This is a genomic window from Bacillus sp. A015 (assembly GCF_053851875.1).
In genome coordinates this window covers 14,818-35,172 of record NZ_JBSPZB010000018.1, presented here as the reverse complement: position 1 = coordinate 35,172, position 20,355 = coordinate 14,818, and the positions used below count along the sequence as shown (strand labels likewise).

The 20,355-nt window shown below is 44.2% G+C and carries 19 protein-coding genes; 4 read left to right on the top strand and 15 right to left on the bottom strand.

Annotated features, from left to right (window positions below):
* Positions 1-9 precede the first annotated feature (9 nt).
* Positions 10-2,232, bottom strand: coding sequence for a DNA helicase PcrA (gene pcrA, locus ACSLGF_RS14405; RefSeq protein WP_456006593.1), 2,223 nt, complete (start codon positions 2,230-2,232; stop codon positions 10-12).
* Positions 2,233-2,295: 63 nt separating this feature from the next.
* Positions 2,296-2,982: a heptaprenylglyceryl phosphate synthase gene (gene pcrB / locus ACSLGF_RS14400; RefSeq protein ID WP_456006591.1), complete on the bottom strand. Its 687-nt coding sequence runs from the start codon at positions 2,980-2,982 to the stop codon at positions 2,296-2,298.
* A gap of 291 nt (positions 2,983-3,273) precedes the next feature.
* On the opposite strand from pcrB, the gene ACSLGF_RS14395 reads away from it, so the two are divergent.
* On the top strand, positions 3,274-3,624 hold the full coding sequence (locus ACSLGF_RS14395) for a DUF2283 domain-containing protein (RefSeq protein WP_456006588.1): 351 nt from the start codon (positions 3,274-3,276) through the stop codon (positions 3,622-3,624).
* A gap of 47 nt (positions 3,625-3,671) precedes the next feature.
* Here ACSLGF_RS14395 and ACSLGF_RS14390 read toward each other — a convergent pair whose 3' ends face one another.
* Positions 3,672-3,902: a hypothetical protein gene (locus tag ACSLGF_RS14390; RefSeq protein ID WP_456006586.1), complete on the bottom strand. Its 231-nt coding sequence runs from the start codon at positions 3,900-3,902 to the stop codon at positions 3,672-3,674.
* 137 nt (positions 3,903-4,039) lie between these two features.
* Here ACSLGF_RS14390 and ACSLGF_RS14385 point away from each other — a divergent pair, with 137 nt between their 5' ends.
* Positions 4,040-5,620, top strand: a complete 1,581-nt coding sequence (locus ACSLGF_RS14385) for an FMN-binding glutamate synthase family protein (protein ID WP_456006584.1) — start codon at positions 4,040-4,042, stop codon at positions 5,618-5,620.
* Between the two features lie 248 nt (positions 5,621-5,868).
* On the opposite strand, the gene ACSLGF_RS14380 is transcribed toward ACSLGF_RS14385, so the two are convergent.
* Both ACSLGF_RS14380 and ACSLGF_RS14375 read right to left on the bottom strand, forming a co-directional pair.
* Positions 5,869-6,183 carry a YerC/YecD family TrpR-related protein gene (locus tag ACSLGF_RS14380; protein WP_099727379.1) on the bottom strand — a complete coding sequence of 105 codons (315 nt, stop codon included), beginning with the start codon at positions 6,181-6,183 and terminating at the stop codon, positions 5,869-5,871.
* Between the two features lie 554 nt (positions 6,184-6,737).
* Positions 6,738-8,480, bottom strand: coding sequence for an adenine deaminase C-terminal domain-containing protein (locus ACSLGF_RS14375; RefSeq protein ID WP_456006581.1), 1,743 nt, complete (start codon positions 8,478-8,480; stop codon positions 6,738-6,740).
* Between the two features lie 126 nt (positions 8,481-8,606).
* On the opposite strand from ACSLGF_RS14375, the gene ACSLGF_RS14370 reads away from it, so the two are divergent.
* A complete protein-coding gene (locus ACSLGF_RS14370) occupies positions 8,607-8,828 on the top strand; it encodes a YgaP family membrane protein (protein WP_034320223.1) in 222 nt (73 codons plus the stop codon).
* A 33-nt stretch (positions 8,829-8,861) separates the two neighbouring features.
* Here ACSLGF_RS14370 and ACSLGF_RS14365 read toward each other — a convergent pair whose 3' ends face one another.
* Genes ACSLGF_RS14365 through ACSLGF_RS14350 form a run of 4 tightly spaced genes read right to left on the bottom strand, consistent with a single transcriptional unit; the run spans position 8,862 to position 12,846 of the window.
* Positions 8,862-10,127, bottom strand: a complete 1,266-nt coding sequence (locus tag ACSLGF_RS14365; protein ID WP_456006579.1) for a peptidase — start codon at positions 10,125-10,127, stop codon at positions 8,862-8,864.
* A 14-nt stretch (positions 10,128-10,141) separates the two neighbouring features.
* Complete coding sequence (locus tag ACSLGF_RS14360; protein ID WP_456006577.1) at positions 10,142-10,807, bottom strand: 3-oxoacid CoA-transferase subunit B; 666 nt, start codon at positions 10,805-10,807, stop codon at positions 10,142-10,144.
* Complete coding sequence (locus ACSLGF_RS14355; RefSeq protein ID WP_456006575.1) at positions 10,783-11,469, bottom strand: CoA transferase subunit A; 687 nt, start codon at positions 11,467-11,469, stop codon at positions 10,783-10,785. Before ACSLGF_RS14355 ends, ACSLGF_RS14360 begins: the two co-directional genes overlap by 25 nt.
* Positions 11,470-11,481: 12 nt before the next feature.
* Positions 11,482-12,846 carry an aspartate aminotransferase family protein gene (locus tag ACSLGF_RS14350; protein WP_456006573.1) on the bottom strand — a complete coding sequence of 455 codons (1,365 nt, stop codon included), beginning with the start codon at positions 12,844-12,846 and terminating at the stop codon, positions 11,482-11,484.
* Between the two features lie 191 nt (positions 12,847-13,037).
* Between ACSLGF_RS14350 and ACSLGF_RS14345 the strand changes: the two genes are divergently transcribed.
* On the top strand, positions 13,038-14,696 hold the full coding sequence (locus tag ACSLGF_RS14345) for a PucR family transcriptional regulator (RefSeq protein ID WP_456006571.1): 1,659 nt from the start codon (positions 13,038-13,040) through the stop codon (positions 14,694-14,696).
* On the opposite strand, the gene ablB is transcribed toward ACSLGF_RS14345, so the two are convergent.
* The 6 genes from ablB to purM form a co-directional block, all read right to left on the bottom strand.
* On the bottom strand, positions 14,691-15,536 hold the full coding sequence (ablB, locus tag ACSLGF_RS14340) for a putative beta-lysine N-acetyltransferase (protein ID WP_456006569.1): 846 nt from the start codon (positions 15,534-15,536) through the stop codon (positions 14,691-14,693). The two genes, ACSLGF_RS14345 and ablB, sit on opposite strands and share 6 nt — an antisense overlap.
* Before the next feature lie 15 nt (positions 15,537-15,551).
* Positions 15,552-15,746, bottom strand: coding sequence for a hypothetical protein (locus tag ACSLGF_RS14335; protein WP_456006567.1), 195 nt, complete (start codon positions 15,744-15,746; stop codon positions 15,552-15,554).
* A gap of 117 nt (positions 15,747-15,863) precedes the next feature.
* Positions 15,864-17,138 carry a phosphoribosylamine--glycine ligase gene (gene purD / locus ACSLGF_RS14330; RefSeq protein ID WP_456006565.1) on the bottom strand — a complete coding sequence of 425 codons (1,275 nt, stop codon included), beginning with the start codon at positions 17,136-17,138 and terminating at the stop codon, positions 15,864-15,866.
* 12 nt (positions 17,139-17,150) lie between these two features.
* A complete protein-coding gene (gene purH / locus ACSLGF_RS14325; RefSeq protein ID WP_456006563.1) occupies positions 17,151-18,689 on the bottom strand; it encodes a bifunctional phosphoribosylaminoimidazolecarboxamide formyltransferase/IMP cyclohydrolase in 1,539 nt (512 codons plus the stop codon).
* A 15-nt stretch (positions 18,690-18,704) separates the two neighbouring features.
* Positions 18,705-19,274: a phosphoribosylglycinamide formyltransferase gene (gene purN / locus ACSLGF_RS14320; RefSeq protein WP_456006561.1), complete on the bottom strand. Its 570-nt coding sequence runs from the start codon at positions 19,272-19,274 to the stop codon at positions 18,705-18,707.
* The gene (gene purM / locus ACSLGF_RS14315) at positions 19,271-20,311 is read right to left on the bottom strand and encodes a phosphoribosylformylglycinamidine cyclo-ligase (RefSeq protein ID WP_456006558.1); all 1,041 of its coding nucleotides are present in this window, start codon (positions 20,309-20,311) and stop codon (positions 19,271-19,273) included. The genes purN and purM overlap by 4 nt, the downstream gene beginning before the upstream one ends.
* Between the last annotated feature and the right edge of the window lie 44 nt (positions 20,312-20,355).

Here is a 20,355-nt window from a genome sequence, read left to right as displayed (position 1 = left end):
CCTTTGGTTTTATTGCTTCTCGATTGGCGCAAATGCTGCGAGGAGCCGCTTAATGCCTGTAGGGCTTGGGAACGCAATATCAAGCTCTGTGCTGTCTCCGCTGCCTTTCACACTCACGACCGTTCCAACGCCCCATTTTTTATGGGCTGCTTTATCGCCCACAGCCCAGCCAATACTGCCGGCACCTGTGTTTTGAATGGTTTGAGTTTGCGGACGAGAGACAGGGCCCCGTCTTTGCGGTCTTTCTCTTGTTTGACCAAACGGTGTTTTCGTTTCTTTTTTCTCATTTAGGTTGTCCAATAAATCGGCTGGTATTTCTCTAATGAATCTTGATTCAAGGTTCATGTTCGTCCGGCCGAATAATGTTCTCATCTTAGCACTTGATAAATAAAGCTCTTCTTCAGCCCGTGTGATGCCTACGTAAGCAAGGCGGCGTTCTTCTTCCATCTCTGCATCTTCCATTAATGAACGGCTGTGCGGGAAGACACCTTCCTCCATCCCCATTAAGAAAACAACAGGGAATTCTAGACCTTTTGCTGCGTGAAGGGTCATCAAGATGACAGCATCCTGATCTTCCTCCTCATTTTCATCCAGCTTATCAATGTCTGCAACTAAAGCGAGATCTGTCAGGAAGGTCACAAGCGCTTTGTCTTCATTTTGTTCTTCAAAGTTCTTTGTGACGGATAGAAACTCATCAATATTTTCTAAGCGGCTTTGTGCTTCAATCGTTTTTTCGACCTTAAGCGCTTCACGATAGCCTGTTTTCTCGAGGATTTCTTCTGTTAATTCTGTGACAGATAAATACTCCTGCATGTTCGTCATTTGATCAATGAGCTGTTTGAACTCATCAAGCGCATTGGCTGCCCTTGCACTCAGTCCAATGAAATCCACCTGACCAAGCGCTTCAAACATCGACAGGTCATTCATCTCTGCATATGCCGCAATTTTATCAACAGATGTGGCTCCGATTCCGCGCTTTGGCACGTTGACAATTCGCGCAAAACTAATATCGTCGTCTGGGTTTGCTACAAGTCGTAAGTACGCCAAAATGTCCTTGATCTCTTTTCTGTCATAGAACTTCGTACCGCCGACAATGTTGTATTGAATGTTCGCCTTCATTAATGTTTCCTCTATGACACGGGACTGAGCATTGGTTCGATAGAGGATCGCGAAATCGGATAATTTGCGCTTTCCGCTTTGATGAAGCTGACGAATCTTTCCAGCAACAAATTGACCCTCGCCGAATTCATTATCTGCACGGTAATAGGCAATCTTCGCTCCTTCATCATTTTCTGTCCAAAGGTTTTTTGGTTTACGATTCGCATTGTTTTGTATGACCGTATTTGCGGCATGCAAAATGCGTTTAGTCGATCTGTAATTTTGCTCAAGCAGAATCACTTCACTGGACGGATAGTCTTTTTCAAAGGAAAGAATGTTTGTGATATCCGCTCCGCGCCAGCGATAGATGGACTGGTCTGAGTCACCGACGACACAAATATTTTGAAAACGCTGAGCGAGCAGCTTCACAAGCATGTACTGCGCTCTGTTTGTATCCTGATACTCATCGACATGAATGTATTGGAACTTCCTCTGGTAATGCTCTAATACTTCAGGGATGCGTTCAAACAGACGGATCGTCATCATAATCAAATCATCAAAATCGAGTGACTGGTTTTTGAGTAATCGTTTTTGATAATCTGTATAGACGTCGCTGACCACTTGATCATAGAAGTCACCGGCTGTTTTTGCGTATTCCTCTGCATCAATGAGTTCGTTTTTTGCACTGCTGATTGATCCTAAAATGCTGCGTGGGTCGAACTTTTTAGGATCAATATTTCGTTCTTTTAAAATGTTTTTAATCACGGAAAGCTGATCAGATGTGTCTAATATGGAGAAGTTGCGATTCACACCAATGCGGTCAATATCGCGTCTTAAAATTCGGACACACATGCTGTGAAACGTCGAGATCCAAATGTCATCTGCACCAGGTCCTAAAATGGCTTGGACACGTTCACGCATTTCACGTGCTGCTTTATTCGTAAATGTAATCGCTAAAATGTTCCACGGAGCGACATGCTTTTCTGCCATTAAGTACGCAATTCGATGTGTGAGCACCCGTGTTTTTCCACTGCCTGCTCCTGCCATCAGTAATAGCGGACCGTCTGTTGCTTTGACCGCTTCCTTCTGCGCGTCATTCAGCCCTTCTAATAGATGATTCGATATTTCATTCATTCCATTCACCGCCAATTCGAACTTATGTTCTATTTTAACCCGTTTCGTCTCGTTTGACTATGATCACTTTTTGACTGCGTCGACTGTCTTTAACGCTTCTTTGAAATTGTCATAAATGACGTTTCCTACAACGACCACGTCTGCATGCTGTGCAAAGTCTTTTGCCTGCTCCGCGTTCTCAATGCCGCCGCCATAAAAAAGAACCGTTTCGTGAAGCACTGCTTTTGTTTCTTTGACAAGCTCTATATCTCCAAGCGTCCCGCTGTATTCTAGATAAAAAATGGGCAGTTTCATCAAATGCTCTGCCACTCTTGCATATGCCCTTACATCATCTATATCCAACGCAGTATTTGCCTCTGTGAGCTTGGCCGCTTTACAATCTTCGTTTAAGATCACATATCCTTCTGGCACAATCTCTTCCATTGACATCAAATCACCGTATTCCTTCATCGCATCCTTATGAAGCCCAACAATCCAATCAGGATGAGAGCTGTTTAATACGGCCGGGATGAAATACAGATCGAAGCCCGGCACAATCATCTCATGTGTTGAGATTTCAAGCGCACATGGCACAAGAAACCGGCGAACCTTTGACATCAATTGGAGCACGTTGTCCTCTGTCACATTGTCACTGCCGCCAATTAATATGGCGTCCGTACCAGATTCGCAAATCGCTTCTAGCTGTTCATCGGAAATCTCTTTATTTGGATCGAGTTTAAAGACATGCTTCCACTCGGTAACATCATACATGAAAAACGTTCCTCCATTCGTTTCATTCCATTTAAATATTATAACAAAATCAGTGACCGCAAAAAACGGGTAACCTCCTTTAGCTAAAAGTTTCATTCTTTTGAAAATAGGTGAGACGAGACAGCTTGAGAGCTGATAAAAAACCCGTTTTTATGGCGATACATGCGTATCGTTATGTTTTATGACACTTCACTTGATATGAAAGTTGTGTTGTATCGTCTCATGATACTATACAATAAAGGATGCTATTGCTAGTTTTGACCAAAAACCATCTATTAAGCAGGTGACTCTATGAAAAGAAAAATCACATATGATCAAACAATAGACATCGGATACATCTATATCACCCCGCCCGCGGAGAATGTGAAGATTAACGAAACAATTGAGTTAGACATCAATGAATGTGTCAATGTAGATATCGATCAAAAGGATCGAGTGGCTGGCTTGGAGTTATTTGCAGAAGAAGCCGAGGTCCTGCGGCACGCACCAGTTCATGAGGATGAGTATTCTTTACGTTTTACGGATCAAGATGTTCTCTCAACCTATCATTTGTCAGGCATTGAATTTCAATTCTCGACGCCTGATCATAAAGGGCTGATCGGTTTTCAGATTGTTGATCCTCTTAAATATAACGTATTGTGATAGGCAAGAAAAAAACCGTTTTGATCATTCAAAACGGTTTTTTAAAACTATTGTCTCACTTCATTATAATAATGGACGGATGTCATGGCCCCTTCATCGACCATCTTGTTGTCTTGGATATCTAATGGATCGGGGTTACCGGCTTTTTCAGGAACCTTTTCATTTGATCGGAACATGCTTGCCCATTTTTTCAGATGCTGTTTATTTTTAACCGCTAATAACACAGCACCTCCAACCCCTAATCCTGCAAGTACATACGTATTTGGACGCTTATTCATATATGTTCCCTCCCCTTGTCAGCTTATTTTTAAGTTACCCCGCCTCTTCATTTCTAAACGTCACAATATGTTCAGGTGGTTTCTCTTTGAAGGAAAAGTGGAATAACAACAGCAATGAAAGAGAAAAGAGGGATGACATGACAACTACTTTAATTGTCATAGCCGCACTGCTAGTGATTTGTTTGATCGTACCCATCATTTTATTGATATGGATTTGGATAAGGGATGAAAAGCAAGAAGAACATTCTGTCCTGCGAAATTATCCGGTCATTGGAAAACTACGGTTCATTTTTGAAAAAATAGGACCTGAGCTTCGCCAATATCTCTTCCTCAATGATCGAGAAGAGCTTCCTTTTTCGAGAAGAGAATACGAGCAAGCCGTCATGTCTGGAAAGTACAACAGCCGGACGATGGGGTTTGGATCAAAACGTGATTTTGACAAGCCTGGTTATTACATTCGAAACGTCCTGTTTCCAAAACAGCGAGATGAATTGCGCATCGATCAATCCGAAAAAATAAAAACAAAAGTGTATCAGATTGATCAAGATAATTTACTGCGAAGAAGCGAACATATCAAAGAAGTCGAAGCAAAACCTTATTATCTTCATGAAGAGGATGTACAAATCATTGGAGAAAAGACGTGTCGGAAACCTTTCCATGTAAAGGGACTGATTGGTCAATCCGCCATGAGCTATGGCTCCTTAGGCGACCGGGCGATTACGGCTCTATCCTCCGGATTAAAAATGGCCGGCGGCACGTGGATGAACACAGGTGAAGGCGGACTTTCCCCTTATCACCTCAAAGGCGGCGCCGATATCATTTGCCAGATTGGTCCAGGTCTATTTGGTGTCAGAACAGAGGATGGCGCATTTTCCTTCGAAGAATTTAAGAAAAAAAGTGAACATGAAGAAGTCAAAGCCTTTGAACTTAAGCTGGCACAAGGAGCGAAAACACGCGGCGGTCACATTGACGGAGAAAAAGTCACAGAAGAAATTGCGCATATCCGTAAATTACCGCCCCACCAATCGATTGACAGCCCGAACCGATTTGAGATGTTCAACTCCATTCCTGACATGTTTGATTTCATTGAACAGCTGCGAAGTATAGGCGGAAAGCCAGTTGGAATCAAGCTTGTTGTCGGACATAAAGAAGACATTGAAGAGCTTGCCAGCTATATGAAAAAAAGCGGAAAGCACCCTGATTTCATTACAGTGGATGGCGGAGAAGGCGGCACAGGAGCTTCCTTTCATGAATTGGCGGATTCCGCAGGCCTGCCGATTTTCACCGCACTTCCAATGGTTCATCAAATATTGAAGGAATATGGTGTCAGAGATCAGGTGAAACTCTTTGCTTCTGGCAAACTTCTCTCACCTGATAAAATTGCGATTGCCCTTTCAATGGGTGCTGACTTTGTGAATATCGCAAGAGGACTCATGTTTTCAGTCGGCTGCATTCGCGCGCAAGTATGTCACACGAATAAATGCCCAGTAGGAGTCGCCACGACTGATCCAAAGCTGCAAAAGGGGTTATCGATTGAAGAAAAGAAATACCGAGTATGCAATTATATCCTGTCTCTTAGAGAAGGTTTATTTAACTTATCCGCAGCTGCTGGCATTGAATCGCCCATTCATTTTCAAGAAAAACATATTATCTTTAGACAAGAGAATGGCCAAACAAGCGAAGTGCCTATGTTCTCAGGCACACAGCCGTCTGTCTAGCTTTAAAAGGTGCGGAGACGCACCTTTTTTCATTGATATTCCTGATCAATCACGTATAAACAACATAGAGAAGTGAATGGAAATGGGGAGAAAGAGTATGCGTGAGAAAAAGGTGGTTTATGGGCGAGCTAAAGTAAAAGAACAGGGACCACTTCATCAGTCCCTGTTCGTCGTTTCACAGCGCTTTCGATAAAAAAACTGCAAACAAATCCATTTCGGAAAAAGGATTGTTTACAGTGAAGGCTGCTTTATTTTGTTTCGTCTTTTGCTTGTTGCTCTGCTACGCGGTCAAGTGCCATCGTATAGGCATCATTTCCATAGTTCAAGCAGCGTTTGACACGTGAGATGGTCGCTGTACTCGCACCTGTTTCCGTTTCGATTTTATGATACGTGTTTCCCTCACGAAGCATACGCGCTACTTCAAGACGCTGTGATAAAGATTGGATTTCATTGATGGTACACAAATCATCAAAAAATCGATAGCATTCTTCCAGGTCTTTAAGGGATAAGATGGAGTTGAATAATTGATCTAAGCTTTTGCCCCTTAATTTATCAATTTGCATCTTTATACATCTTCTCCTTTACTATTGGCACACCGCTTCGCACGACATTTTTCCGAGAAAGCGGTATCTTTCCTGACTAATTTTTTTCAACCTCAGCAATGAGCTTTGAACGAATCATGACAGTTTGGTTCTACGCTGAAAATGCCGTCAGGTTCTTTCGTAAGCCGAAGCTTCTTTATCGTAAACAAATTCGACAAGCTTTGTCATTTTCCTTGTACGACAATCTGACAAACTTGTTTGCTTCCGATATGTAGATCACTTCTGCTCGATTAGGTCTGCCCTAAAATACAGGTTGTGTGGAAAGCACGGCGAGACAACAAACAAGCGTCCCGCCTTGCTCAATCATTCAAAATATGTTGGTCGGCCAGCGTAACCGACAGATTCATTTTACAATTAGGGCACTTCACTCGTCATGTCAAAGCCCTCTGCTTTGTCAACATCCCACATAAGATCATTTTCACTTACATGGCAGCGAAGAGACACATTGCTCATTTCTGCCCTATAACAGCTGTCAGAAATGTGGCAAAGGTGATACAGCTCCACTCTGTTATATTTTAACGCATTATAGACGGAAAGAGTACAGTTTTTTTCATGACATCAAATATTCCTCTTGGTGTCACGCGAATATATGGCAAGTGTGTACTTTGGAAAAAGACGAGTGTATCAATTGGACAGTCAAATGGATATCCTCGCTCAATGAGCAGCTCGCGTAATGTTTGTACCTGCTGAAGAACAGTCTCAAACGGTTCAGCCGATGCACAGCCTGATAATTGCAGCGGTATTTCATGCAGAATTTTTCCGTTCTCTGTGAGTACGATTCCCCCGCCGATTTCTTTCATACGCTTATGTGCCAGCATCATATCATCTTTATTTTTCCCGATCACTAAAATGTCACCCGTGAGCGAAAATGAGCTGACAAAGCCTTGCACTTTGTTTGCAAAACCTTTTAGCACGGTATTCACACGCCACTCGCCTTTTCGGTCAATCAGGCTAAAGAAGCTTTGATCATGGTCACATGACAGCTGGTTCACGGAGTTATCAATTTCCACTGTATAAGGCTCCATGATGACGGCATTCCTCATTTTGACACCAAGAGGCATGGAGAATTGCAAATCGCTCATCGTCAGGTCATAGCCTAAGTCTAGTGGAACAAGCCCGCCATTTTCCCATTTTGTTTCTTGAAATTGATGCTGGTTCTCACCATCTAATTTGAGAATAACCCCTTTAGAAATAACCGTTTCAGGATTTGGGTTCATCGGATCATCTAAAATATTCAAAGAAGCCAATCGACCTGGTCCGACAACGCCTAATAAGTCATCCATTTGATAGTATTTTGCCATGTTAAATGTCGCCATATTGTACGCATCAATCGTGGGCACGCCTTCTTCAAGGGCAATTGAAATTAAACGATTAATCATGCCTTCCTCATAAAAGTGAGGGGCAGCGCCATCTGTTGTATAGAAAAAGTGGTCATAGTGCCTAAAATCGCGCTCATGTAGTTCTCTTAAAATGTTCACTAAATCTGGGCGGATGGAAGAATGCCGCAGTGAGACATAGTAGCCAAGAGACAAGCGTTTTAGCACATCATCTGCATTCATTGCTTCATGATCACTGTCCGCTCCAAACAGCTTCATTTTTGTTAGCGTTTTCTCTGAAGCGCCGGGAAAATGCCCTTCAATTCGTTTTCTCTGCTTCTTCGTTTCTTGCATGCAATATAAAATGAGATCATCACCGTCCATCAATCTTGGCCAGCTTGTTAATTCGCCGCCTTGAAGGACGTCAGGATGATCAATCCATTCCTTGCGATAGTTGATTGGAAGCATTTCATCTTCATATCTTACTTCAGTCTGAAGATCGTATCTGGACCACCAAAAATACTGAAATGGCTGCTTTTTTAATTCACATAGAGTGGAAAGCGCTTTCTTTTCATTGCTCTGCAAAAGAAGAAATAAGTTATCGCTGACCATTGTTGTTGTGCCAAATTGAGACACATATTCTGCAAGTGATTGGGGATTATAAATATGGAACGGATGCGCATGAGGCTCAATATACCCTGGCACAATGTATTTCCCTTCACAATCAATCACACGTTTGGCTGATTTATTTTGAGGAAGCTCTGCTCCGACATAAACAATTCGATCATCATGTATCCAAATATTTGCCTTCACCCATTGCTTCAAAAAAGGGTTTAGCACGAGTCCATTCGTTAAAAGGAGTGTTGGAACTATTTTTGAGTCGACTACATCGATTTGTGTGCGGATGTCATTGTTTCTCCAATTAAAAGTACGTTCGGACATTCACATACTCTCCTTCATTTGTATTAGCCCTATCGTAACATAACGAACCACGTTACGCATTAATGAAACGTTACAATTTCTTGAAATCACACTTAAAATAATTTTAAAAAAGGAGATTCACCTTCAATGAAACCTAATCTTGGCTTAATGGAAGCGCTCATTAGAATTGCCTGCGGAATGACAATATGTACTGTGGCTGGGTCCTTGTATGCTAGAAAACCATGGAGTAAAATGCTTCTTTTCAGCATCATGTTTGGCGGTATGAAACTGGCATCTGGCATTCTTCGTTTTTGTCCAGTGACATATATGTGTGAGCAGCAGGACACACATAAAGAGAAGGCTGAGTGAGACAGCCTTCTTTTTTGTGATCAATTTTTCGCATCATTCTGCTACTTCGCACCATTTCACCATCGTACCCGCGATAATTTCAGCTGCTTCGATCACATGCTCAATGTCGATGGATTCATTCGGGTAATGGGCAAGCTCCGTTGTTCCAGGTCCGAACACAATGATCGGAATACCCGCCGCCTGTGACAGTAATCCGCCATCTGTTCCCCATGGGGCGGCTTCAACCTTTGGCGGCTGCTTTAATACCTCTTCATATTGTTCCTTCAATAGACCTAGAAGCGGATGACCCGCATCGATTGACCCAGGAAGCCACCTTGCTCCAAACCATTCGACCTCTACAGGATGATCTTGGAACCATTCATCCTTTTCCCCGAGTCCCGCCATCCAATTTTCTAATTCCTCCTCTGCCTGCTCAACTGTCTCACCAGGCATCACGCCAAGTCTGCCTTCCATTATGACAAGGTCTGCTACAGAGGACGGCCAATCACCGCCTTGAATTTTCCCAATGTTGATCGGGACCGGAATGGGGATATGCTGAAACAGCGGCTCGGTGATTCGCCGATTTCTTTCTTCTTCTAGTGCCGCTATATGTGAAAGGACAATGGTGCTTTTTTCAATAGAGGAGACGCCGTGATATCTTGTTCCGCCATGAGCTGCCCTTCCTTTAATATGCAGTCTGAACCACTTAGACCCCTGCTGAATCGGAAAAATTTTCATATGACTTGGTTCCGGTATGATGGCAGCATCTGCTGTATACCCTCTCAGTATCGCTGCAAGTGTGCCTGCCCCGCCGCTTTCCTCTTCGACCACACTATGGAACACCACATCTCCTTTCAGCGGAATCTGAAGCTCATGCAGCGCCTCAAGTGCGAAGAGTAAAGAAACATTCCCGCCTTTCATATCTGTTGCCCCGCGTCCATAAAGTCTCCCGTTTATGATATGCCCGCTGTAGGGCGGATATGTCCATTGATTCGTATCTCCTTCTGGGACAACATCCACGTGACCATTTAATAAAATGGATTTGCCGTCCCCTTTCCCTTTCAATCGTCCAGCGACATTGGGACTTCCTTTAAAAGAACGCCGCGGAGAATAAAAATAAGGATGTTCCAGCAAGTCAGCGCCGCCGATTTCCCATACATCTACATCAAAGCCAATGGCTGAAAGCTTATTTGCTACGATTTGCTGTACTTCTTGTTCATTTCCTTGGGTACTGTCACATTGCACCATTTGCTTTAGAAGCATAATGGCTTCATCCTGGTGCTCTCTCATCCAGTTTCTGATACGTGTAATTGGCTGCAAGTCGGTCATCCTTTCTACACAACAGATTTGACATCAGGCGCTAAAATGAGGGGTGCCTCTGTCGCCCTCATGACATCTTCCGGCTGAAACGGTGGCATGACTTCACGCAAAATGAGCAGCTGCGACTTGACCTCAATGACCGCCATATCCGTGATAATCAGATCCACACAAGATTTAGCGGTTAATGGCAGCGTACAGGCGGATTTCACCTTTGATTGTCCGTGTTTATCAAGGTGGCTCATCACCACCACAACCTTTTTCGCCTTTTGCGCCAGCTCAATCGCTCCGCCCATTCCAGGTACTCTTTTTCCTGGCACAATCCAATTCGCAAGGTCACCCTGACTGCTTACTTCAAGTGCACCTAAAATCGTCATATCCAGCATGCCTTTTCGAATGATGCCAAAAGCGGTCGTGCTGTCCATATATGAGCCGCCTTTTGTTAACGTAATTGGAAAACCGCCGGCATTGCACAAATTTGGATCTTCTTCACCTTGTACAGGTGATGCCCCTGCCCCCATAATGCCGTTTTCTGCATGCAGCCACACCCGGTAATGTACTGGGATGTACTCGGCCGCAAGGGTCGGGATGCCGATCCCAAGATTCACGATCATGCCATCTTCAATTTCCTGCGCCGCTCGTTTGGCAATGCGGTGTCTTAAATCGATGTCTCCCATGCCCATGTCCAGTTCACTCCTTTTGATTGCACGATCTGGTTCACAAATACACCCGGTGTCACAATTTCTTCTGGGTGAAGCCCGCCCACCGGCACAATCTCTTCTACTTCCGCAATGGTCCAGTCTCCTGCCATCGCTACAATCGGGTTGGTATTCCGTGCACTTTTATCAAAAATTAGATTTCCTGCTTCATCTGCTTTGAAGGCATTCACGATGGCAATATCCGCTGTCAGCGCAGGCTCAAGGATATAGTTCTTTCCATTGAGCGGAACCAATTGTTTCTCACCGAGATTCAGGCTATCCATGCCGACATCTGTGACAATGCCCGCTAGCCCCATCCCGCCTGCTCTGATCTTTTCTGCTAGGATGCCCTGCGGGTAAAAGAGAACGTCTAATGTACCCGCCTGCATTTTCTGCCCGGCAATGGGATTTGAGCCAATATGAGAAGCAATGATTTTCTTGACTCTCCCTTCTGTGATGAGCCGGCCAACACCAATTTGCGGGAAGCCTGCATCATTTCCAATCAATATCAGATCTTTGATATTTGCTTCTAAAATGGCATCTATCAATGATGGCGGTGAACCCACGCCCCCAAACCCGCCAAACATGATGGTCATGCCGTCTTTAAAACGCGCGATCACTTCATCAAAGCTCGCTGTTTTGTTCATATTTTTTCCTCCCTACATGGCAGATGGGAAAAACCCTCGATTGATGACTTCTTGTTCGACCTGCGTGATGGTCTGCCCGAATAGATGAATGAGTTCATCCATCTCCTGCTGCGTAATGGAAAGCGGCGGTGCAATCATGACAGCTGCGCCTCCCACTCCATCCTCTCCAGCGCTTGCTGGATAAACGAGCAATCCATTTTGCTTTGCCGTCTCAACCACTAGATTGGTCATCTGAGCATGTGCAGGAAATGGCGTTTTGGATAATCGATCTGCGACAAACTCTATACCAATAAGCAGTCCCTTTCCTCTTACATCCCCGATGATGCAATGGTTTGTTTGCAAATCCTTTAAGGCATTCATTAAATATCGACCGGACAGGTCAGCTCGTTCATGAAGCTGATGTTTTTTCATATATCGAATGACGGCCAGTGAGACGGCTGCTGAAAGCGGATTGGCACTAAACGTATGACCGGCCATTACAGAGCCTGAGCCACTGAGAATTGGAGCGATCACATGATCCGCTGATACGGTTGCCGCAATTGGTGAATAGCCGGCACTCATTCCTTTCCCGAGAACCATGATATCTGGTACGACACCCCAGTGCTCCATGGCAAACATTTTCCCAGTTCGTCCAAAGCCTGTCATGACTTCATCTGCAATCATTAAAATGTCGTTTTCCTCACAGACCCGCTTCATCGCCTCAAAATATCCATCTGGCGGCACAAGTGCCGCTCCCGCTGCTCCAACAATTGGCTCAGCAATAAAGGCTGCAATCCTCTCTTTTCCTATACGCTGGATGACGGTTTTCAATTCCTGAACATACCACTCGACCTGTTTGCTTTCTTCTTTTGGCAGCCATGACCGGTAGCTATACGGCGGAGACAGCACCGGGTGTTTATCGAGCAGTGGTTCAAAGCGCTCTCTTCTTGCAATATGACCTGACATCGACAGCGCACCAAGCGTGATGCCGTGATAACTCATCCATCTTGATATGATGTGATTCTTTTCAGTCTTCCCCTGCTCCTGCCAATGCTGTATCGCGATTTTCATCGCTGTCTCTGTTGCCTCTGATCCGCTTCCGACAAAAAAAGACCAGTTCAGATTGCCTGGGCAAAGCGTACTCAATTCATAGGCAAGTTCTTCCGCTGGTTCATTTGTGAATTGTGACCTGTACGTAAAGCTCACTTTTTTTGCTTGTTCTGTCATGGCATCAATGATGTCTTGTATACCATGTCCAATACTCGCCGTGACCGCACCCGATGATCCATCTACATATTTATTTCCGTCCCGATCATATAAATAAATCCCCTCTCCTTTCACAGCCACAGGATAATCCTGATTTAACATCGGTTTGATTAAGTAATTCCGGGTTTCCACTTTGCCATTCCTCCCTCTCTCGTCAGCAGCTGCATCTTTCTTTTTACATGAATCGCAAGAAAATTTCGTATACTTGTTATAAGATTAGCTTAATCAAGAGGGCAGTCATCCTCCATTCGCCACATGCCCGAATTTCACACACATTTTTTATACATCGTGTATAAAAGTGTTCAAAAGGAGGTCATGAGTCTATGGCGATTCTCGTCAAAGACGCACTCTCGCTCGATATTATGAAGGAAACAAAACTGCTTGCTGGAGAAAATGGACTGGACCGCCTCATTCAGTGGGTGACCATTGTGGAAATTATCGAGGACACTTCCAGGGTTTCAGAAGGGGAACTACTCGTCACAACCGGATTTGGGCTTGCAGAAAATAAGGAAAGACGCATACGGCTTGAAAAATTGATTCAATCTCAGCGTCTATCAGCCATTGCGATTTATAAAGACGTGTACTTAACGGAGATCCCAGCATCACTGATTCAAGCGGCCAAAAACAGCGGCATTCCGCTCATTGAGATTCCTTCACATGTCAATTTCTCAGACATTACAAAAGCCGTCCTAGAGCAAATCGTCAGCAGTCAGCTCCATCAACTCAAATATTCTTCAGCGATTCATCAAAGACTGACTCATTTAAATGTGAGCAATAAGAATGTGACGCAAATTACGGATGAGCTGGCACATCTCACTGCGGCGAACATCGTCGTGCTCGATGTCTTTTTGCATCAAAAGGCTGCTCATCTTGTAAAGGATGAAGTGACGTATTCTCCTGCTTTTGGCTTTCTGACAGATCGTGAACCAATTGAAACCACTCCTCTTCTCAAGCAGGCAGAGGAGAAAGGGCGGCTCGTCTATGACACGTGTGGTGCGTTTGTCCTCGCTGCGTGCCCGGTAATTGCGATGGGCGATATTTTCGGGTTTATTGTGTCTTTAAAGAAAAAGGAGGCGTGGCACCATCTCGATGCGATCGCGATCGAGCATGCCGGGGCAGTGTATGCCATTGAATGGCTGAAACAAAAAGCCGTTCAAGATACAGAAAACCAAATGCAGGGTCATTTGTTAGATGATATGTTACAGCAGCAATACACAGAAGAAAGCTATGTGGTCGAACAAGCAAGAAAGCTTCAATATGATATGAGCGATGAACAAGTGGTCATCTACTTTCAATTTCAGCATCAGCACACACAGCTCGATCACCAGATGGTGCAGCGCCTATCTCAATTACTCACATCGATATTTGAACGCAGACATATCCCTTTTTTACTAAAGGCAAGGCTCGATTCCGTTTTTGTGCTGACACCAGCAGGAAAAAAGACGTTTCAAGAAACGGAGTGGTATAGGGCATCAGAGGAGTGCCGGAGCACTTGGTCTTATTTTTTCCCCCTTCATCCGATTGTGATTGGCATTGGCAGAGCCTATGATCAGATCATTCTCTTTGCAAAAAGTGCAAAGGAAGCCCAGTATGCAGCAAAACTTCTTCCTCTTTTAAAGACAGACGAGAGCATCATTCATTATCAGAAGCTCGGCTTATATGGTATGCTCCTTGAAATGAACGAAGCCGGAATGAATTTGCATGACTTTTACGTGGAGCTGTTAAGCCCTTTGCTTTATACGAAAAAACAAGGGGCTGATCTGATCCATACACTCGAAGTGTATTTAGCACACAATGAAAATATTCAAAAATCTGCGGGGGAATTGTTTATTCATCGGCATACATTAAGCTATCGCTTGAAACAAATTGAAACGAGAACAGGCTGCAGCCTCAAATCCACTGATGATCGGATGAAGCTGCAGCTAAGCATCATGGCTTACCGCCTATCTGGTCTGCTTGATCAGATGAGAACCATTTCATGATTCATTCGGCGTTTTCACCCATAGATTCATATCTTCCATTTTGTCAAAAATATAGCAGTTGTTTTGGAAGCGCCCGGTATACGTATACCCAAGCTGATAAAACACTTGATTCATCCCATAGGAAAGTGCACGTGCAAGAGAATAAAAGACATAGATATGCATCGATTGAAGCTCTTTTTCGAGTGCTAGAATTAAATGATGCATGAATCCTAGTTTTCTGTATGATGGAAGGGTTGCACAATCTGTTAATTCCGCATGTCCATACGGTGCATTGATTTCAGCGGATGCTGCACTCACAATGTGACCGTCATGTTCAACGACATAAAAGACTGTCCCTTCCTCCATCACCTTTTGGATGTAATCTGGCTCGTTCATTGGCGTGGGATACGTTTCAAAGACCGTATCATAGAGCTTTGCCAGCTTGTGAACATCCTTCATATCGGCTTCCCTCATCACATACTCATCCGGCCACGTGCCCTGGTCTTTTTTGATCGGCTTTTCTTGAATAGACGCAACCATTTCATCTTCCTTCAGCCAATACGGACTGTTCATCCGATCCTCTGTGAGAAAGAGCGACATTCCGTACGCATCACTTCCGAGGAAATAATGAGAAAACACCCCTTCAAGCCGAAAGCCTTTTTCTAAAAAAAGCGGCATATGCTCACGCCTTACTTTTACAATGACTTTAGACGCCTTGCAGTCCGCCGCTTCCTGAAGCACTGACTGAATCACATCACGCACACTGCCGCTATAGTCATCCAAACGAATTCGCTCATTAAAGGAATCCATACAGATCGAAGCAGAAAAACGCTCGTTTGCAAGTTTCTTCAATTGCACCATACACTCATTCCTCTCTTAGCTAATGAAAAACTTCCAAATTAAAAATGAAGAAATAGCAATGCCAGAAAAAATTGAAATGATCATATAACTAATGGCTAAGCCTTTTTTCAATTTATTCTGCTTAATGGCAATCAACATGATGTTATTTATTGCTATGAGAAATAAAATGAGCATGAATATTGCAAAGATAATAATTGCCTTAATTTCCATGTTGCCTCCTTGTGAATGGGTAATCCTATAACACTTCTCCATATTCGGGCTTTATCCCTTCTAATCATCAAAAGAAGAAAACACCTTTCTATCCCATCAGATAGAAAGGTGTTTGGATTAAACCGTTTTTCCCGCAACCTTCAGCGCACGGGCGCCAATGTCACGGCGATAAAATAGACCTGGCTGAATGATTTCTTCAACGGCTTCATATACTCTTGATCTTGCCGCTTCAAATGTATCGTCAAATCCGGTCACATTTGCTACACGACCGCCATTTGTGACGAATTGATCGTTTTCCTTTTTTGTTCCTGCATGGAAGGTCACGACATCAGAGACAGTTGTTTGCAAAGCACCGATTGGCGTGCCTTTTGCATAGTCCTCTGGGTATCCTTCTGAAGCAAGAACTACACTTACAGCGGCAGTGTCTTTCCACTGTAAGTTCACATCTTTTCCATCTAAAATATCGAGGAATACTTGAACTAAATCCGATTCAAGACGAGGAAGCACAACCTGCGTTTCAGGGTCGCCAAAGCGTGCATTAAATTCAATGACCTTTGAGCCTTCTGGTGTCAGCATTAAGCCCGCATATAAAATGCCTGTAAACGGACGTTCTTCCTGCACCATCGCGCGAGCCGCCGGCTTCACCACTTCTTCCACCGCTTTTTGCACCACTTCATCTGAAATTTGTGGAACCGGTGAATAAGCACCCATACCGCCAGTGTTCGGCCCTTTGTCATCTTCAAAAGCCCGTTTGTGATCCTGTGCGATCACCATTGGGTACACCTTTTCTCCATTGACAAAGGCCATCAGAGAAAATTCTTCCCCTGTTAAAAATTCTTCAATCACAACAGATGCACTCGCATCACCAAACTTTTCATCCTCTAAAAAGTCATGCAGGCAATCGATCGCCTCTTCAAGTGTCATGGCAACTGTCACGCCTTTTCCTGCTGCAAGACCGTCTGCTTTAATCACAATCGGCGCACCCTTTTCTTCTACATATGCCTTCGCTTCTTCAAACGATGTGAAGGTGGCATAAGCGGCTGTCGGGATATCGTAATTTTTCATTAAGTCCTTTGCGAATTCCTTTGAACCTTCAATGACTGCCGCTTTTGCATTTGGTCCAAATACCTTTAGACCTGCCTTTTCAAATGCATCCACCACACCTGCAATTAAAGGAACCTCTGGCCCAACAATCGTTAAGCCGATCTCGTTTTCTTTTGCAAAACGAATTAATGCCTCATGATCGCCTTCGTCGATCGGTACAAGCTTTGCAGCGCCTGTCATTCCATCGTTGCCGGGTGCGACAAATACTTGGCTGACAAGTTCACTTTGATTCACTTTCCATGCGATGGTATGCTCTCTTCCGCCTCTGCCGATAATTAATACGTTCACGCTGTCATCCCCTTAATGTTTGAAATGTCTAACGCCAGTGAAGACCATGGCGATGCCGTATTCATCTGCCTTTTGAATCGATTCTTCATCACGAATCGATCCGCCTGGTTGAATGATCGCTGTCACGCCTGCCTTAGCAGCAGCTTCCACTGTATCGCCCATTGGGAAGAAAGCATCAGAGCCTAGTGCGCTTCCTTTCGCCTTTTCACCTGCTTGTTCAATCGCAATGTTAGCCGAGCCGACACGGTTCATTTGACCAGCACCGATACCTGCTGTCATTTGATCTTTCGCAAGGACAATCGCATTTGATTTCACATGCTTGACCACTTTCCATGCAAGCTTTAAATCTTTCCATTCGTCTTCAGTTGGTTCTCTTTTTGTTGGAATGGAGATCGTTGCTTCCTCTAAGCCGTAGGTGTCGATATCCTGAACGAGCAGTCCGCCATGGACACTAGTTAGCTGCTTTTCTTTCTTCTCGAGATCAGCTTCGACATCGAGTGTTAAGAGACGAAGGTTCTTTTTCGCTGTTAACACCTCAAGTGCTTCTTGGCTAAATGATGGTGCGATGACAATTTCTAAGAAAATCGTATGAAGAACTTCTGCCGTTTGTTTGTCTACTTCACGGTTGAGCGCAACAATGCCGCCAAAAATAGATGTTTCATCTGCTTTGAATGCACGGTCAAATGCTTCAGCAATGGTTTCCCCTGTACCGACACCACATGGGTTCATGTGTTTCACAGCGACAGCTGCTGGCTCCGTAAATTCACGTACGATTTGGAGAGCTGCATCAGCATCTTTGATATTGTTGTATGAAAGTTCTTTTCCATGTAATTGCGTTGCTGTTGCCAAAGAGCCTTTGCTTGGAAGAGCATTTTCATAGAAAGTAGCCGCTTGGTGCGGGTTTTCTCCATAACGAAGGGATTGTTTTTTCTCAAACGTAACAGTGAACTGTTCTGGCTCCGTTTCGCCAACATGGTTCGTTAAATAATCCGCAATGAGGGCATCGTAAGCAGCTGTATGACGGAATACCTTTGCCGCAAGCTCACGTTTTTTCTCTAGCGACACGCCGCCTTCTTTGATTTGCTGAACGACTGCATCATAATCACGAGGGTCTACAATGACCGTCACGTCCTGATGGTTTTTAGATGCAGCACGAAGCATACCCGGCCCGCCAATATCAATGTTTTCAATCGCTTCTTCATACGTCACATCGTCTTTTGAGATTGTCTCTTTGAATGGATAGAGATTCACGACAACAAGATCAATCGGCTGAATGCCGTGCTTTTCAATCTGTGCCATGTGCTCATCGTTTTCTCTCACTGCTAATAGTCCACCATGAATGTTTGGGTGAAGTGTTTTGAGTCGTCCGTCCATGATTTCTGGGAATCCAGTCACTTCAGAAATCCCAATGACATCAATGCCGTTCTCTTGAAGAAGCTTGTGTGTACCTCCAGTTGAGATCACTTCAACACCCAGTTCTGTTAATTCTTTCACAAAAGGTACAAGATTCGTTTTATCGGAAACACTGATTAATGCGCGTTTGATCGTCATGCCTTTGTCACCTCATTAAGATAATTCTAAAAGTGATTTGATCACTTTTGGATATAGTGTGTGTTCTAGTTCGTGCATTCTTTTTTCAATCGATTCAAGGTCTTCGCCTTGCTCAATATGAATCGCTGCTTGGTCAATTATCGGGCCCGTATCCATGCCTTCGTCAACATAATGGACAGTGATGCCTGCTACTTTGACTCCTGCTTGATAGGCTTGGCCAATGGCATCAAGCCCTGGAAAGGCTGGCAGTAAGGACGGGTGGATATTCACAATTTTTCCTCTGAATGCTTCAAGTAATGTCGGACCAATCAGTCTCATATACCCAGCTAAGAAAATCCATTCCACTTCATGCAGCGTAAGCTGTTCAATAATGGTTTGTTCAAAAGCGGCTTTGCTTGGAAAAGCCTTGGGCGTAAAAGCAAAGGAGGGAATGCCCTCTTTCTCAGCACGCTCCAGCACCTTCGCACCCGGTTTATCACAAATCACAATGGCGGCCTCTGCCTGCCACTGTTCTTCTTTTAACGTATCTATAATGGCTTGAAAATTCGTCCCGCTTCCAGAGGCGAAGATCGCAAACTTTTTCATGAGAGGCTTCCACCGCCGAATGTGACACCTTCTCCTTTTTGAACACGACCGATGAGAAATGCTTTTTCTCCGTCTTGTTCAAGCCCGCTGATCACATCAACTAAATCATTCTCTTTTACCGCTAAGACAAAGCCAATGCCCATATTAAACACGTTGAACATCTCTTCTGACTTTAACTGACCCTTTTCTTGAATAAAGGAGAAAATAGGCGGTACTGGCCATGAACCGTTATCAATCTCAACGCCAAGTCCCTCAGGCAGCATACGTGGTAAATTCTCAATAAAGCCGCCGCCCGTCACATGTGCCATGCCGTCAATTTTACCGGCTTTCACTTGTTTGAGAACAGGCTTTACATAAATTTTCGTCGGTTCAAGCAGCTCTTCTCCAAGCGGTCTTGTAAAAGGTGCATACGTTTGATGAAGGTCAAGACCAGCGTCTTCCAGCAATACTTTGCGAACGAGAGAGTAGCCATTGCTATGAATTCCGCTTGAGCTGAGTCCAATGAGCAAATGCCCCTCTTTCATACCGTTTCCTGTCACGATTTCATCCTTTTCAACGACGCCTACAGAAAAACCAGCAATATCATATTCATCTTCTGTGTAAAGACCTGGCATTTCTGCTGTCTCTCCGCCGACAAGCGCCGAACCAGACTGCTCGCAGCCGTCAGCCACCCCTTTGACAATGGATTCAATTTTCAAAGGATCTGCTTTTCCGACGGCTAAGTAATCTAAGAAAAAGAGCGGTTCTGCACCTTGTGCCAGCACATCGTTGACACACATAGCGACGGCATCTACACCGATTGTATCGTGCTTATCCATTAAAAAAGCGAGCTTTAATTTTGTGCCAACACCATCTGTTCCTGAGACAAGAACAGGCTTTTTGTATGACAGCTCAGATAAATCAAACATACCGCCAAATCCGCCTAGAGCACCCATGACGCCTGCTCGTTTTGTATGTTCTACGTGTGTTTTCATTCGCTTGACAGCTTCGTATCCTGCTTCGATGTCGACACCGGCGTTTTTATATGCTTCTGACATCCCATTCACTCCTTTTATCTGCTTTCTTCCATGTATTTTCGGCA